The sequence below is a fragment of the Mycolicibacterium sp. HS_4_1 genome (assembly GCF_054515875.1).
Genome location: NZ_CM137261.1, coordinates 3613759 through 3628501, shown reverse-complemented (window position 1 = coordinate 3628501; position 14743 = coordinate 3613759). Strand labels below are relative to the sequence as shown.

The window sequence follows — 14743 nt, the reverse complement described above, 5'->3', positions numbered from 1 at the left end:
TCAGTTGATGGGCGCGTTGAGCCAGTGCAGGTCGTCGAGCATGCCGCGGGCCGCCACGATGCCCTCACCCGTCTGCCAGACCTCGTTGTTCACCACGAACACCCGGTTGTCACGGGTAGCCGCGAGCTTTTTCCAAGCCGGGCTGTCCAGCAGGGCGGCGGCCCGGTCCTTGGCGGCGGGGGAGTCGAACGACAGGTAGACGATGTCGCCGTCGGCCGACGAGAAGTCGGTGCCGGGACCCAGCTTCGAGATGTCGATCTCGTGGTACGGCTTGTCGGTAAACCGTTGCGGTGCGGGGCGATCCGCGCCGATCCGGGCCAGCACGCTGCCGGGGAAGTTGTTCGCGCCCCAGACGCGCATGGCGCCCTCGGTCAGCTGCACCACCGACACCTGGAAGTGCGAGGCATCGTTCTGTCCGCCGACCTTGGTGGCGTCGGCGTTGAACCCGTCGACCAGTGCGCCCGCGGCAGCGCCGCGCCCGGTGGCCGCACCGACCATGCGCAGATCGTCTTGCCAGGCGGCGCCGGAGGCGCCCGTGAGCACCGTCGGCGCGATCGCCGACAACGCGCCGTAGGTGTCGGACGTCGCCGATGCCTGCGAGCCGATGATCAGGTCGGGATTGGCGGCCTTGATGGCGGCCATGTCGGGTGCGCTGCGGGTGCCGGTCCCGGGCACGTTGTGAATGACGGTGCCCAGATATGACGTCTGGCCCGACGAATCCGTCGGAGTTGCCGCGGCGACGACGCGGGACTGCAGTCCCAGCGCGCACAGCGCATCGAGTGCCGTGCCCGAGAGCACGACGATGCGCTGCGGGTCGGCCTTGACGTCGGTGGCGCCGGCCGCGTGCTGGACCTGGCGCGTCGGCGGGCCGCCGGCGGCTGAGCCGCCAATCAGATCGGGGTCCAATGCTGCCGGGTCGGGCGCGCACGAGTCATCGGGCCGGCGCTGGTTGCCCAGCACGCCTGCGGTGGCGATACGGGTGGTGCTGGTGATGGGAGCTGGGCTGGCTGCCTGCGGTTGGCTGGTGTGGCCCGAGCAGCCCGTCAGGACGGTCGCGGCCGCCGCGCTGAGGGCGGTGAGGACCGCTGCGCTCGCGCTGAACCGCCGGGTACGGGTAGTCGGAAACTGCACGTGGCCGACGGTAACACCCGCGCGGTGCGGCCCAGGCGAGGCGCGGTCGCGGCCACCGGCGCAACGCCGGGAATGGCGCTGCCACGAGCCAATTACGACAGTTTGTAGGACCCTCGCCGCAATGCCGTGCGATGGAGGATAAGATCACCGGCAGACAACATGGGGATGCCCCGTGTGCTCGAACCATTCGCCCGGAACATTTGGAGGATCTGTTGGTAGCCGAAGCGCCCCCAATCGGAGAACTCGAGGCTCGTCGCCCGTTCCCGGAGCGTATGGGCCCCAAGGGCAACCTGATCTACAAGCTGGTGACCACCACCGATCACAAGCTGATCGGCATGATGTACTGCGTCGTCTGCTTCGTCTTCTTCTTCATCGGCGGCCTGATGGCGCTGTTCATGCGCACCGAGCTGGCCCTGCCGGGACTGCAGTTCCTGAGCAACGAGCAGTTCAACCAGCTGTTCACCATGCACGGAACGGTGATGCTGCTGTTCTACGCGACCCCCATCGTGTTCGGCTTCGCCAACCTGGTGCTGCCGCTGCAGATCGGTGCCCCCGACGTGGCGTTCCCGCGTCTGAACTCCTTCTCGTTCTGGCTGTTCCTGTTCGGCGCGATGATCGCCATCGCCGGCTTCATCACCCCCGGTGGTGCCGCCGACTTCGGCTGGACCGCCTACTCGCCGCTGACCGACGCGATCCACTCGCCCGGTGCAGGTGGCGATCTGTGGATCGTCGGCCTGGCCGTCGGTGGTCTTGGCACCATCCTGGGCGCGGTCAACATGATCACCACCGTGGTCTGCATGCGCTGCCCCGGTATGACGATGTTCCGGATGCCGATCTTCACCTGGAACATCCTGGTGACCTCGGTCCTGGTGCTGCTGGCCTTCCCGCTGCTGACCGCCGCGCTGTTCGGCCTGGCCGCTGACCGCCACCTGGGCGCACACATCTACGACCCCGCCAACGGCGGCGTCCTGCTGTGGCAGCACCTGTTCTGGTTCTTCGGACATCCCGAGGTGTACATCATCGCGCTGCCGTTCTTCGGCATCGTCTCGGAGATCTTCCCGGTGTTCAGCCGCAAGCCGATCTTCGGTTACACCACCCTGATCTACGCGACGCTCGGTATCGCCGCTCTGTCGATTGCCGTGTGGGCGCACCACATGTACGCCACCGGCGCCGTCCTGCTGCCGTTCTTCTCCTTCATGACGTTCCTGATCGCGGTCCCGACCGGTATCAAGTTCTTCAACTGGATCGGCACCATGTGGAAGGGCCAGTTGACCTTCGAGACGCCCATGCTGTTCTCGGTCGGCTTCCTGATCACGTTCCTGCTCGGTGGTCTGTCGGGTGTGCTGCTGGCCAGCCCGCCGCTGGACTTCCACGTGACGGACAGCTACTTCGTCATCGCGCACTTCCACTACGTGCTGTTCGGCACCATCGTGTTCGCCACCTACGCGGGCATCTACTTCTGGTTCCCGAAGATGACGGGCCGGCTGCTCGACGAGCGCCTGGGCAAGCTGCACTTCTGGTTGACCTTCATCGGCTTCCACACCACCTTCCTGGTCCAGCACTGGGTCGGTGACGAGGGCATGCCGCGCCGGTACGCCGACTACCTGCCCACCGACGGCTTCACCACGCTGAACGTGATCTCGACCATCGGCGCCTTCATCCTGGGCGTATCCACGCTGCCGTTCGTGTGGAACGTCTTCAAGAGCTGGCGCTACGGCGAACCCGTCGTGGTCGACGACCCGTGGGGCTACGGCAACTCCCTGGAGTGGGCCACCAGCTGCCCGCCGCCGCGGCACAACTTCACCGAGCTGCCCCGGATCCGTTCGGAGCGCCCGGCGTTCGAGCTGCACTACCCGCACATGGTCGAGCGGATGCGCGCCGAAGCGCACATCGGCCGATCGCACCACTAGAAATCAGCCGACCCGCCCGCGCCTAAGGCGCGGGCGGTTCTGCGTTAGGGGACCTGACGGATGACGCAGGAGACAATGCCAAACGGGTCGGTGCTGATCACCGTCACCGGACTCGACCAGCCGGGCGTCACGTCGACGCTGTTCGGCGTGCTGTCGCGGCACAACGTCGAGTTGCTGAACGTCGAGCAGGTGGTCATCCGCGGCCGCCTGACGCTGGGCGTGCTGGTGGCCGTGCCGACCGACGTGGACGGCGACACGTTGCGCGCCGACGTCCAGCAGGCCATCGGAGAGCTGGGCCTGGACGTCGCGATCGACAGCAGTGAGGATCAGCCCGTCCTGACCGAACCGTCGACCCACACCATCGTGGTGCTGGGCCGGCCCATCACCGCCGGTGCCTTCACGGTCGTCGCTCGTGAGGTCGCGGCGCTCGGGGTGAACATCGACTTCATCCGCGGGGTGTCCGACTACCCGGTGACCGGTCTGGAACTGCGGGTGTCGGTGCCGCCGATGGGCGGGACCTACGCCCAGTTGCAGGCCGCGCTGGCCCGTGTCGCGGTGGACGAGGGCGTCGACATAGCACTCGAGGATTACAGCCTGGCCCGCCGGGCCAAGCGGCTCATCGTGTTCGACGTCGACTCGACCCTGATCCAGGGCGAGGTCATCGAGATGCTGGCCGCCCGCGCCGGCGCCGAGGCAAAGGTCGCGGCGATCACCGAGGCCGCCATGCGCGGCGAACTGGACTTCGAGGAGTCGCTGCGGGAACGGGTGGCGACGCTCGCCGGCCTGCCGGCCGAGGTGGTCGACGAGGTGGCCGACCAGATCGAGCTCACCCCCGGCGCGCGGACCACCCTGCGTACGCTGCGCCGGCTGGGCTACCACTGCGGTGTGGTGTCGGGCGGGTTCCGTCAGGTGATCGAGCCGTTGGCCGAGGAACTGATGCTCGACTTCGTGGCGGCCAACCACCTCGAGATCGTCGACGGCAAGCTGACCGGGCGGGTGACGGGCCCGATCGTCGACCGCCCCGGCAAGGCCAAGGCGCTGCGCGACTTCGCCAACCAGGCCGGCGTGCCCATGGAGCAGACTGTCGCGGTCGGCGATGGCGCCAACGACATCGACATGCTGTCGGCCGCCGGGCTCGGGGTGGCGTTCAACGCCAAGCCGGCGCTGCGGGAGGTCGCCGACGCGTCGCTGAGCCACCCGTACCTGGACACCGTGCTGTTCATCCTGGGCATCACGCGGGGCGAGATCGAGGCCGCTGACGCCGTTGACGGCGTGGTGCGCAGGGTCGAGATTCCGTAGCGATATTCCGTAGCGAGAACGCACTGGGCCCGGTGTGGCGTTACAGTGGTGACTGTTGATGTTGATTTGCTGCGCAATTGTGGGGAGATGGTGACATGAAGCGTGCGGTTCTGGTTGGTGTGAGTGCTGTCGCGCTGGTCGCCGGACCCTTGTCGGTCGTCTCGCTGACGGCCGCCGCCCCGGCCTACGCCTGCCCGTGGGGCACGGTGCCCAGCCACTTCGACGGCGTGTGCGTCAGCGGCCAGTCGACGGGTGTCGGCCCGCAGGCGGTGCCGCCGCAGACCACCAACAGCGGTACCGGCGGCGCGAACGTCACCCAGTCGGTGGGCGGCTTGCAGACGGTGAACGGCATTCCGTGCACACCGGAGCACATCGGTACCTGCATCGGCCTCATCCAGAGCAACCAGTAAGCGCTCCAGACCACCGATTCAGACGACGAGGGCGTGCGCGTCCGGTGTACCCGCGCCGGTGACGCTGCGCCAAGCCTGAGCCAGCACGGCAACCGATTCGCGCAGGCGCTCCTCTGGCTGGGTGTAGGGCACCCGGATGAAGCGCTCCAGGGTGCCGTCGACTCCGAAGCGCGGACCCGCCGGGATGACGAGCCCCATTCGTGACGCGGCGGCGGACAGCGCTGAGCTCATGGGCGCGGGCAGCCGCATCCACATCGACATGCCGCCGTGGCACGGGCTGGCTGTCCAGTCCGGAAGTTGCTCCTGCAGAAGCGAACTCACCAACTCTCGACGCGCGCGCAACAGTTCGCGACGAGCCGGCAGCACGGTCTCGGCCTGCCGGAGCAGGTCGGCCGACGCCAGTTGCTCGACAATGGCGGTGCCCAGGTCGATCGACGGGCGGACCGCCGCGATGGCGGCCAGGGTGGACCGTTCGGCGCGAATCCAGCCGACCCGCAGGCCGCCCCAGAAGGACTTCGACATCGAGCCGACGGTGATCACCAGGTCGCGGCGACTGTCCAGGTAGGAGACCAGCGGCGGCGGCAGCGGCTCGTCCAGCCAGATGTCGCAGATGGTTTCGTCGATGATGGTGCGGGTCCGGGTCTCGGAGATGATGCGCGCGAGGCGTTCCCGGCCTGCGGCCGGCAGGCTCAGCCCGGTCGGGTTGTGGTTGTCGACGATCAGATAGGCCAGAGTGGGGGCCAGTTGCCGCATGGCGGCCGCCGTGGCATCGAGTTCCCAGCCGTCGTCGGTCATGCTGACCGGTACCGGGCGGGCTCCCGAAGCGGCGATCACCGAGATGGCCCCGTGGTACGTCGGCTGTTCGATCAGCACCCGGTCGCCCGGGCGGACATAGGTGGCCAGCACCAGATTGATCGCGTGCAGCGCTCCGGTGGTCACCATGATCTCGTCGGGATCGGTGGGAAGGCCTCTGGCGCAATATCTTTCGGCGATGGCCTGGCGAAGCTCGGAGACGCCGGCAAGTTCGATGCCGATGTCGTGCAGATGCGGGGCCAGGCGCTGGGCCGCGCGGGCGAAGGCCTCGAGGGTGGCGGCCGCCGGTGCGGATGGAGCGGCATCGGCCAGGCTGAGCATGCCTGTCCGCGCGGTGGGGATGGGCCCGGCCGCCGTCGCTGCGTGCGGCAGCGCCGTGGTGCTTCGGGCGCCGCGACGGGCATTGAGGTAGCCGTCCTCGCGCAGCTGGGCGTAGGCGGCGGTGACGGTGGTGCGGGAGACGCGCAGGGCGTCGGCCAGCGCGCGTTCGCTGGGGTACCGGGCGCCGACGGGAAGACGGCCGTCGACGATGAGCAGGCGGATCGCGTCGGCCAGGCCCAGATAGGCGGGACCGCTGAGGCTGGAGGTGCGCCAGTTGCCCAGTTCACGTGCCAGAAGGACTTCGTCCAGCGATCTGGCTGACATCTCGATCGACATTGAAGCCAGTATTGGATAACTGGCTATTGAATGGCAAGCCAGTTCGTCGGGAAACTGGAGATATGCGAACGAACTGGCTATCAAAACTGGTGGAGAAGCGGGCCCAGTCGAGGCGCGACAACCGCGCCGATGTCCGCGATCTCGATGCTGCCCGCGTGCGGCACGAACTGGACGCCATCCGCGCTCGCTTCCAGGACCACAGGTGACGGCGACGGCAACACGCGCCCCTGGTTCCCGCGTGCCCGCCGGTGCCGTCCGCTCGGTGCTGTTGCTGGCGGGTCTGAGTGGATACGGCCTCTCGATGGCGCTGTTCGTGCGGGCCGGCCTCGGCCTGGACCCGTGGGACGTCTTTCATCAGGGCCTCGCCAAGCACAGCGGGCTCACCATCGGCGGCGCCACGGCACTCGTCGGCGTCGTGGTGCTGCTGGGCTGGATTCCGCTGCGCACCCGGCCGGGTGTCGGCACCGTCGCGAACGTCATCGTCATTTCCGTCACCGTCGACGCCGCACTCGCGGTGTTGCCGCAGCCGACGACGCTGCCGGTGCGCACCGTGATGATGGTCGGCGCTGTCGTGCTCAACGCCCTGAGCACGGTGATGTACATCGGTGCCGGGATGGGGCCGGGTCCGCGTGATGGACTGATGACGGGGCTGGTGGCCCGGACCGGGTGGTCGGTGCGACTGGTCCGGACCAGCATCGAGGTCACCGTGGTGGCTGCGGGGTGGCTGCTGGGCGGCACTGTCGGCGTCGGAACCGTGGTGTATGCCTTGGGGATTGGGCCGCTGGTGCAACTGGTGCTGCGGTGCATCCCGGGTCGGTGGCTCGCTGCCAGCGGCTGGGCGCACGTGGTGGGGGACCGGGCCGGCCGACAAGAGGATGAACCGGCCGTGGCTACGATGAGCGAGTGCCCGGCGCCTTCAGCGACAACCCCGCAGAACTCGACGCCCTGCCAGATCCGGACCTCCTGATCCAATTCTCCGGGGTGACACTGCGCCGCGGCGGAGCCACCCTGGTCGGTCCGATCGACTGGTCGGTGGAACTCGACGAGCGGTGGGTCGTCCTCGGCCCCAACGGCGCCGGCAAGACGTCGCTGCTGCGCATGGCGGCCGCGGTCGAACATCCGTCCTCGGGCACGGCGTTCGTCCTCGGCGAGCGGTTGGGCCGCACCGACATGTCCGAGCTGCGGTCGCGGATCGGGCTCAGCAGTTCGGCGCTGTCCCAGCGGATACCGGACGGCGAAGTGGTGCGGGACCTGGTGGTCTCCGCCGGGTACGCCGTGCTGGGCCGGTGGCGAGAACAGTACGACGACGTCGACTACCACCGCGCGCTGGACACCCTGGAGAGCGTCGGCGCGGAACACCTCGCCGACCGCCGCTACGGCACGCTGTCCGAGGGCGAGCGCAAGCGGGTGCTGATCGCCAGGTCCCTGATGACCGACCCGGAGTTGCTGCTGCTCGACGAGCCGGCCGCCGGGCTGGACCTCGGCGGGCGCGAAGAACTGGTGGCCCGGCTGGCCGATCTGGCTGCTGACGCGGACGCCCCGGCCTCGGTCCTGGTGACCCACCACGTCGAAGAGATCCCGGAGGGCTTCACGCACTGCCTGCTGCTCTCCGAAGGTCGGGCCGTCGCCGCCGGCCTGCTGCCCGACGTGCTGACATCCGAGAATCTCTCCCAGGCCTTCGGCCAGTCGATCGCCCTGGAGTACATCGACGGGCGGTACTTCGCCCGTCGTACCCGCAGTCGCGCGGCGCACAGGAGGCGTTTATGACCGAAGCTGATCCGCTGCACCCCAGGCCGGCCGCGACCGTGATGCTGGTGCGCGACGGGGCCCCGGGCATCGAGGTCTTCCTGATGCGCCGAACCATGTCCATGGCCTTCGCCGGCGGCATGACGGTGTTCCCCGGCGGCGGCGTCGACGAGCGTGACCGGGAAGCCGACGTCGCCTGGACCGGACCCGACCGTACCTGGTGGGCCGAGAAGTTCGGAGTGGACCCGATACTGGCGGGTGCGCTGGTGTGTGCCGCCGCCCGCGAGACCTTCGAGGAATCCGGCGTCCTGTTCGCGGGGCCGGTGGACGATCCGGACGGCATCGTCTCCGACGCGACCGTCTACCACGAATCCCGCACCGCGCTGGAGAGCCGCGAACTGTCGTTCGGCGAGTTCCTGGCGCGCGAGAAGCTGGTGTTGCGCGCTGACCTGCTGTGGCCGTGGGCCAACTGGATCACCCCCAAAGAGGAACGCACCCGCCGCTACGACACTTTCTTCTTCGTCGGCGCCCTGCCGGCCGGCCAGCGTGCCGACGGCAACAACACCGAGAGTGACCACGTCGCCTGGCGCACACCGGCAGCGGCGCTCACCGAGTTCGAACAGGGCCATTCGTTCTTGTTGCCGCCCACGTGGACTCAACTGAGCTCGCTGACTGGCCGCAGCGTCGGGGAACTCCTCAAGGACGAGCGAAAGATCGTCCCCATCGAGCCCGTGCTGACCGTGGGCGAGGGCACCTGGGATATCGAGTTCTTCGACGCCGAGCGGTACAAGGCTGCTCGCGGCGGGAGGACCCAGTGATGACCAGGCGAGAATTCGCCGCAGAATTCGTCGAAATCCACGTCACCGACGGCGTCGGCACCCTGTTGCTGGTCCGGCCACCGCGCAACACCCTGACCCGCCAGATGTGCCGGGAGATCGCCGCGGCCGCCGAGGAGCTGGGCGAGCGGCCCGATGTCAACGCCGTCATCGTGTACGGCGGCCATGAGGTGTTCTGCACCGGCGACGACGACCACGAGACCGGCACCCTCGACGCCGCGGAAGCGCGCGTCGCGGGCGCGGTGTGCCGGGCCGCGGTCGACGCCGTCGCCGCCATTGCGCGGCCGACCGTCGCCGCGGTCACCGGCTACGCGCTGGGCAGCGGTCTGACGCTGGCACTGGCCGCGGACTGGCGGATCAGCGGCGACAACGTGAAGGTTGGATCCACGGAGATTCTGTCGGGCCGGGCCCCTGCGGAGGGTGCGGCCGTGCGCCTGGCTGTGGCCATCGGTGACAGCCGGGCCAAGGACCTGGTGTTCAGCGGCCGGTTCGCCGGCGCCGAGGAAGCGGTGTCCCTGGGGCTCATCGACCAATTGGTGGCGCCGGACCACGTCTACGACGAGGCGCAGAAGTGGGCACGCAGGTTCTCCGGCACCTCGCCCGAGGCGCTGGCCACAGCCAAGGCAGCGTTCGGGACCCGCTGAACCGGTGCTCAGCGGGTGCAGGCGAAGTGTGGATGTGAACTCCCGGTGACCGGGCAGTTAGGCTGACCTGCATGACGAGTACCGACCAGACGTCCGGGGTCGCCGCAGCCGACGCTGCCGCCCAGGTATCCGACGTGGTTGACCAGGCTGTTGACCAGGCGCCGAACCCGCATGCGACCGCCGAGCAGGTCGAGGCGGCACGCCACGACACCAAGCTGGCGCAGATTCTGTACCACGACTGGGAAGCCGAGAGCTACGACGACAAGTGGTCGATCTCGTATGACCAGCGGTGCATCGACTACGCCCGCGGTCGCTTCGACGCCATCGTCCCCGACGAGGTTCAGCGTGAGCTGCCCTACGACCGGGCACTCGAGCTCGGTTGTGGCACCGGCTTCTTCCTGCTGAATCTGATCCAGGCCGGCGTCGCCCGCCGTGGCTCGGTCACCGACCTGTCTCCGGGCATGGTCAAGGTCGCCACCCGTAACGGCAAGGCGCTCGGTCTGGACATCGACGGCCGCGTCGCTGATGCCGAGGGAATTCCCTACGAGGACAATACTTTCGACCTTGTCGTCGGCCATGCGGTGCTGCACCACATCCCCGACGTGGAGCTGTCGCTGCGTGAGGTCGTCCGCGTGCTCAAGCCCGGCGGCCGCTTCATCTTCGCCGGCGAGCCCACCACGGTCGGAAACTTCTACGCCCGTCGCCTGGCCGACCTGACCTGGAAGACCACCGTCTCGGCCATGAAGCTGCCCGGCCTGGAGTCCTGGCGCCGGCCGCAGGAGGAGCTCGACGAGAACTCGCGCGCTGCGGCGCTGGAGTGGATCGTCGACCTGCACACCTTCGATCCCGCCGACCTGGAGCGCATGGCCACGAACGCCGGTGCGGTCGAAGTAGCCACTGCCAGTGAGGAATTCACCGCCGCCATGCTGGGCTGGCCGGTCCGGACCTTCGAGTCGACGGTGCCTCCGGGCAAGCTCGGCTTCAAGTGGGCCAAGTTCGCTTTCGGTGGCTGGACCACGCTGAGCTGGTTCGACGCCAATGTGTGGCGCCGCGTCGTGCCCAAGGGCTGGTTCTACAACGTGATGATCACCGGGGTCAAGCCGTCCTGACTGTGTCCTCGGCGGACCTGTCGTACCTGACGCTCCCGACGTGAGCGGGTATGCCTTCACGCTCGACGATGTCGCCTATCTGACCGGAGCCGGTCAGGAGGCGCTCGCCGAGGTGGCTGCCCGGCCTCTGACCGATGCCGGGCGGGTCTCCGACATTGCTTGGGCGCGTTCGCGTTTCGGCGACCGTGCGGCGGTGCTGGTCGAGACGGTCCTGCTGCGCCGCCGGGCCGCCGCCAAACTGGCCGAGCTCGGCGACGTCACCGGCTGGCTGTTCACCGACGAAGCGCTGCAGCAGGCGACGGCGGGAGCCGTCGCGGTGCACCGCGCGCGCCGGCTCTCCGGCCGCGTCGTGCACGATGCAACCTGCTCGATCGGGACAGAGCTTGCGGCGCTCAGTAATTCGGGTGCTTCGGCGTCCCCGCTCATCGGCAGCGATCTCGACGCGGTGCGGTTGGCCATGGCGCAGCACAACGTGGGCGGCCGCGCGCAATTGTGCCGCGCCGATGCCCTGCACCCGGTGACCCGGGACGCGGTGGTGGTCGTCGACCCGGCCCGCCGCAGTTCCGGGCGTCGCAAGTTCGATCCCCGCGACTACGCCCCGCCGCTGGACGAGCTCCTGCAGGTGTACCGGGGTCGCGACCTGGTCGTGAAGTGCGCTCCCGGCGTCGATTTCGGGCAGCTGGCCGAGCTCGGATTCAGCGGCGAGGTGCAGATCACGTCGCTCGCCGGCAGCGTCCGGGAAGCCTGCCTGTGGTCGCCGGGCCTGACCGCGGCCGGGGTCACCCGCCGGGCCACCGTGCTGGACAAGACGGGCCAGGTGGCCGAGGAATTCACCGATGCCGACCCCGCCGACTGCCCCTCGGCACCCGCGGGCCGGTGGATCGTCGACCCCGACGGGGCGGTGGTCCGTGCCGGTCTGGTGCGCCACTACGCGGCACGCCATGGCCTGTGGCAGTTGGACCCCGCGATCGCCTACCTATCCGGTGACGAGTTGCCAGTGGGCACAAGGGGATTCGAGGTCATCGAGCAGATCGCCTACAACGAGAAGCGACTGCGGCAAGCGCTTGCTGCGCACGGCGCGGCCGCCGTCGAAATCCTGGTTCGCGGCGTCGACGTCGACCCGGACGCGCTGCGGTCCAAACTGAAGCTGCAGCGGTCGGGTGTGCAATTGTCGGTGGTGATCACCCGTATCGGCACCGGCGCCGCGGCCCGGCCGACAGCCTTCATTTGCCGGCCCTCGCGCTGAACCTGCCAGGTCGCAGTTCATGCCCGGTCCGGGTGGGCCTGCCAGGTACGCTAGAACCGGCGGCGATGTGCCGCCATTCATTCATCCCTCGGAGGATCCACCACATGCGCCTTTCCGCTCTCGCCGCAGTGATCGCTGCCTCAGGCGCGGTCGGTTGGCTCGGCATGCCTCTTGCGACCGCGAACCCGGCGAAATGCTCCGATCTCGGCGGTGTCGTCGACGGCTCGCGGATGTGCCAGATTCGCGACACTTCACGCGGCTACGCGCTCAACATCAGCTACCCGATCGACTACCCCGACCAGCAGGCCGTTGTCGACTACATCACCCAGACGCGTGACGGATACGTCAACGTCGCGAAGATGCCTGGGCCGCACGAGACGTCGTACGAGTTGGACACCAGCGCGACCCAGTACACCGCGGCGATCCCGCCCCGCAACACCCAATCGGTGGTGTTCAAGACCTTCCAGGACGTAGGCGGCGCCCACCCGCAGACCTTCTACAAGTCGTTCAACTGGGATCAGAACCAGCGCAAGCCGATCACCATCGAGAACCTGTTCGCCCCTGGCGCACAACCGTTTCCGGTGATCCTGCCGATGGTTCAGGGTGAGCTGGTCAGGCAGTCCGCGCAGCCCGTGCTGATGCCGCCGGCGGCCGGGCTGGATCCCGATACCTATCAGAACTTCGCGATCACTAACGACTCGCTGATCTTCTTCTTCAGCCAGGGACAGGTGTTGCCGGAATCCGCAGGCGCGGTGCAGGTGACGGTGCCGCGGGCACCGATCGAGGCGATGTTGGCCTGATCACGCCTCAGGCGGGGGCGAAGGCGTAGACCTGGCCGTCACTGGTCGCGGTCACGACGCGCTTGTCGTGCCCGACGGACACCCCGACCGGCCATCCGGTGGCACCCGGCAGCGGGTAGCGGTTCACCGTGTGGCCGTCAGCGGGGGAGAAGACCAACAGTGCCTGGCCAGCCTGACCTGGATGGTCACCATCGCGGACCACGACGTACCCGACGTCGCGGCCGGCCCGGGTGGACGTCGTCAGCGGCTCGACGTCGTTGCGCGACCAGGCCACCTCGCCCTTGTCGCCCTTGTCCTTGACCGCGACGAGCTTGGTCTGGGGCCCGCCCCCCGCGACCACCAGGCCGTCCGGCGTCACCGATGGCGGCGTCTGCGCCTGGAAGCCGAGGTTGACGGACCATTTGGCCTTACCGTCGGCGGAGTTCACCGCCCACAGGTGCTGGTCGCGTCCGTTGACGTAGATGGTCTTGCCGTCGGCGGACAGCACGGGACTGGCGATCGGGCCACCGCCGACGGCGGTGCTGGTCCATTCGCGGGTCAGCAGCGGAGTCTGGCCTTCGTGGTAGCGCAGTCCCACGAGCGCGGGTGCGTCGGCGCCCGGTTGCCACAGACCCAGCACGACCATGTTGGTGTCGGGGGAGTACGCGGGCGCTGCGGAGATGGGGCAGCCCGCCTTGGCGGGCTGGCAATCGGCCAGGCCGCGCGCGGAGTCGGAGGGGTCGACGCCGCTGACCAGATCCAGCGGTGCGCCGATGGTCTGGCCGCGGTGCGCGTCGAACACCAGCACCTGGCCCAGGTGCGTCACCACCAGCAATTGGCCGGGCGACAGGATGCGCGGCGTCGTCGGCATCCCGATCACCGGCTGACGCCAGCGAATCCACTGCGTCGGCGGGAACGACATGATGGCGCCGGGCTGGCCGACGTACATGTTGTCGAAGCCGTCAAAAAGGGGACTCGACATACCGCCGCCCTGCCACAGCCGCGTGCACCAGCGCTGGCGGCCGTGCTCGTCGCTCTCCCAGACCATCAGCGAGCAACCGGCCGCCGACTGTGCGTTGATGGCCAGATAGCTGCCGGAGCCGAGGATCACCTGGGCGCCGAGGTTGCCCTTGGCCGACCGGGCCCAGTCCTGCTTCAGGCTGCTCGCTCCGGCCAGCGTGGTGAAACTGCTGTTGGCGGCGTCGCCATACTGCGCCGGCCAGCCGTCCGACGGATGGGCTTTGACCCAGGAATCGGTGTTGCCACACCCGGCGATGGTCAGAGTGACCGCCGAGGTCAGCAGGGTGGCGGCAACGGTGGCCGTTCGGGCGGCAAGACGGCGCATTCGGTGTGCAGGCATCGAGTCCCGAGACTAGCCCGAGACCGGCGAATGTCCGATTTCGCCTCGCGTAGGCTTTGCGGCCATGACGACGATGTGGGGCGCTCCGATTCACAAACGATGGCGAGGTTCGCGGTTGCGCGATCCGCGACAGGCGCGCTTCCTCACCCTCGAGTCGCTCAAATGGGTGCTCGACAACAAGGCCTACACCCCCTGGTACCTGGTGCGGTACTGGCGGCTGCTGAAGTTCAAGCTGGCCAACCCGCACATCATCACGCGCGGCATGGTGTTCCTGGGCAAGGGCGTGGAAATCCAGTGCACGCCCGAGCTGGCGCAGATGGAGATCGGCCGCTGGGTCCATATCGGCGACAAGAACACGATCCGCTGCCACGAGGGCTCGCTGCGCTTCGGCGACAAGGTGGTGCTGGGCCGCGACAACGTCATCAACACCTACCTGGACATCGAGATCGGTGAGTCGGCGCTGATGGCCGACTGGTGCTACGTCTGCGACTTCGACCACAAGATGGACAGCATGGAGTTGCCGATCAAGGACCAGGGCATCATCAAGGGCCCGGTGCGGATCGGTCCGGATACCTGGGTCGCCGCCAAGGTGACCATCCTGCGCAACACCAGCATCGGCCGCGGCTGTGTGCTGGGCGCCCACGCGGTGGTCAAGGGCGAGATTCCGGACTTCTCCATCGCCGTCGGCGCGCCGGCCAAGGTGGTCAGGAACCGCAAGCTGGACTGGGAGACCTCGGCCGCCGAGCGGGAAGAACTCGCGCGGGCCCTGGCCGACATCGAGCGCAAGAAGAGCTCCCGGTAAC

15 protein-coding genes are annotated in these 14743 nt (G+C 68.4%); 12 read left to right on the top strand and 3 right to left on the bottom strand.

What is annotated here, in order from left to right:
* Window positions 1-1131, bottom strand: coding sequence for an iron-siderophore ABC transporter substrate-binding protein (locus ACX12F_RS17365; RefSeq protein ID WP_459365760.1), 1131 nt, complete (start codon window positions 1129-1131; stop codon window positions 1-3).
* A gap of 212 nt (window positions 1132-1343) precedes the next feature.
* On the opposite strand from ACX12F_RS17365, the gene ctaD reads away from it, so the two are divergent.
* The 3 genes from ctaD to ACX12F_RS17350 all read left to right on the top strand — a co-directional run bounded on the left by ctaD (window position 1344) and on the right by ACX12F_RS17350 (window position 4750).
* Complete coding sequence (gene ctaD, locus ACX12F_RS17360) at window positions 1344-3041, top strand: aa3-type cytochrome oxidase subunit I (protein WP_459365759.1); 1698 nt, start codon at window positions 1344-1346, stop codon at window positions 3039-3041.
* Window positions 3042-3101: 60 nt separating this feature from the next.
* On the top strand, window positions 3102-4340 hold the full coding sequence (gene serB, locus ACX12F_RS17355; protein WP_459365758.1) for a phosphoserine phosphatase SerB: 1239 nt from the start codon (window positions 3102-3104) through the stop codon (window positions 4338-4340).
* A gap of 95 nt (window positions 4341-4435) precedes the next feature.
* Complete coding sequence (locus ACX12F_RS17350; protein WP_459365757.1) at window positions 4436-4750, top strand: hypothetical protein; 315 nt, start codon at window positions 4436-4438, stop codon at window positions 4748-4750.
* Between the two features lie 18 nt (window positions 4751-4768).
* On the opposite strand, the gene yczR is transcribed toward ACX12F_RS17350, so the two are convergent.
* Window positions 4769-6220, bottom strand: coding sequence for a MocR-like transcription factor YczR (gene yczR, locus ACX12F_RS17345; RefSeq protein ID WP_459365756.1), 1452 nt, complete (start codon window positions 6218-6220; stop codon window positions 4769-4771).
* Window positions 6221-6282: 62 nt separating this feature from the next.
* Between yczR and ACX12F_RS17340 the strand changes: the two genes are divergently transcribed.
* The 8 genes from ACX12F_RS17340 to ACX12F_RS17305 all read left to right on the top strand — a co-directional run bounded on the left by ACX12F_RS17340 (window position 6283) and on the right by ACX12F_RS17305 (window position 12601).
* Complete coding sequence (locus ACX12F_RS17340; protein ID WP_459365755.1) at window positions 6283-6426, top strand: hypothetical protein; 144 nt, start codon at window positions 6283-6285, stop codon at window positions 6424-6426.
* 95 nt (window positions 6427-6521) lie between these two features.
* The gene (gene yczE, locus ACX12F_RS17335; protein WP_459370397.1) at window positions 6522-7187 is read left to right on the top strand and encodes a membrane protein YczE; all 666 of its coding nucleotides are present in this window, start codon (window positions 6522-6524) and stop codon (window positions 7185-7187) included.
* Window positions 7124-7987 carry an ABC transporter ATP-binding protein gene (locus tag ACX12F_RS17330; RefSeq protein ID WP_459365754.1) on the top strand — a complete coding sequence of 288 codons (864 nt, stop codon included), beginning with the start codon at window positions 7124-7126 and terminating at the stop codon, window positions 7985-7987. The genes yczE and ACX12F_RS17330 overlap by 64 nt, the downstream gene beginning before the upstream one ends.
* Entirely contained in the window at window positions 7984-8784 is an 801-nt protein-coding gene (locus tag ACX12F_RS17325; RefSeq protein ID WP_459365753.1) for an NUDIX hydrolase, read from the top strand. Before ACX12F_RS17330 ends, ACX12F_RS17325 begins: the two co-directional genes overlap by 4 nt.
* Complete coding sequence (locus ACX12F_RS17320) at window positions 8784-9446, top strand: enoyl-CoA hydratase-related protein (protein ID WP_459365752.1); 663 nt, start codon at window positions 8784-8786, stop codon at window positions 9444-9446. The genes ACX12F_RS17325 and ACX12F_RS17320 overlap by 1 nt, the downstream gene beginning before the upstream one ends.
* Window positions 9447-9517: 71 nt before the next feature.
* Window positions 9518-10555, top strand: a complete 1038-nt coding sequence (locus ACX12F_RS17315; RefSeq protein WP_459365751.1) for a class I SAM-dependent methyltransferase — start codon at window positions 9518-9520, stop codon at window positions 10553-10555.
* 40 nt (window positions 10556-10595) lie between these two features.
* On the top strand, window positions 10596-11801 hold the full coding sequence (locus ACX12F_RS17310) for a THUMP-like domain-containing protein (protein ID WP_459365750.1): 1206 nt from the start codon (window positions 10596-10598) through the stop codon (window positions 11799-11801).
* Between the two features lie 104 nt (window positions 11802-11905).
* A complete protein-coding gene (locus tag ACX12F_RS17305; protein WP_459365749.1) occupies window positions 11906-12601 on the top strand; it encodes an esterase in 696 nt (231 codons plus the stop codon).
* A 7-nt stretch (window positions 12602-12608) separates the two neighbouring features.
* Here ACX12F_RS17305 and ACX12F_RS17300 read toward each other — a convergent pair whose 3' ends face one another.
* Window positions 12609-13940, bottom strand: a complete 1332-nt coding sequence (locus ACX12F_RS17300) for a BamB-related PQQ repeat family beta-propellar protein (protein ID WP_459365748.1) — start codon at window positions 13938-13940, stop codon at window positions 12609-12611.
* A 64-nt stretch (window positions 13941-14004) separates the two neighbouring features.
* Between ACX12F_RS17300 and ACX12F_RS17295 the strand changes: the two genes are divergently transcribed.
* Window positions 14005-14742 carry an acyltransferase gene (locus tag ACX12F_RS17295; RefSeq protein WP_459365747.1) on the top strand — a complete coding sequence of 246 codons (738 nt, stop codon included), beginning with the start codon at window positions 14005-14007 and terminating at the stop codon, window positions 14740-14742.
* The last annotated feature ends 1 nt before the right edge of the window (window position 14743 follow it).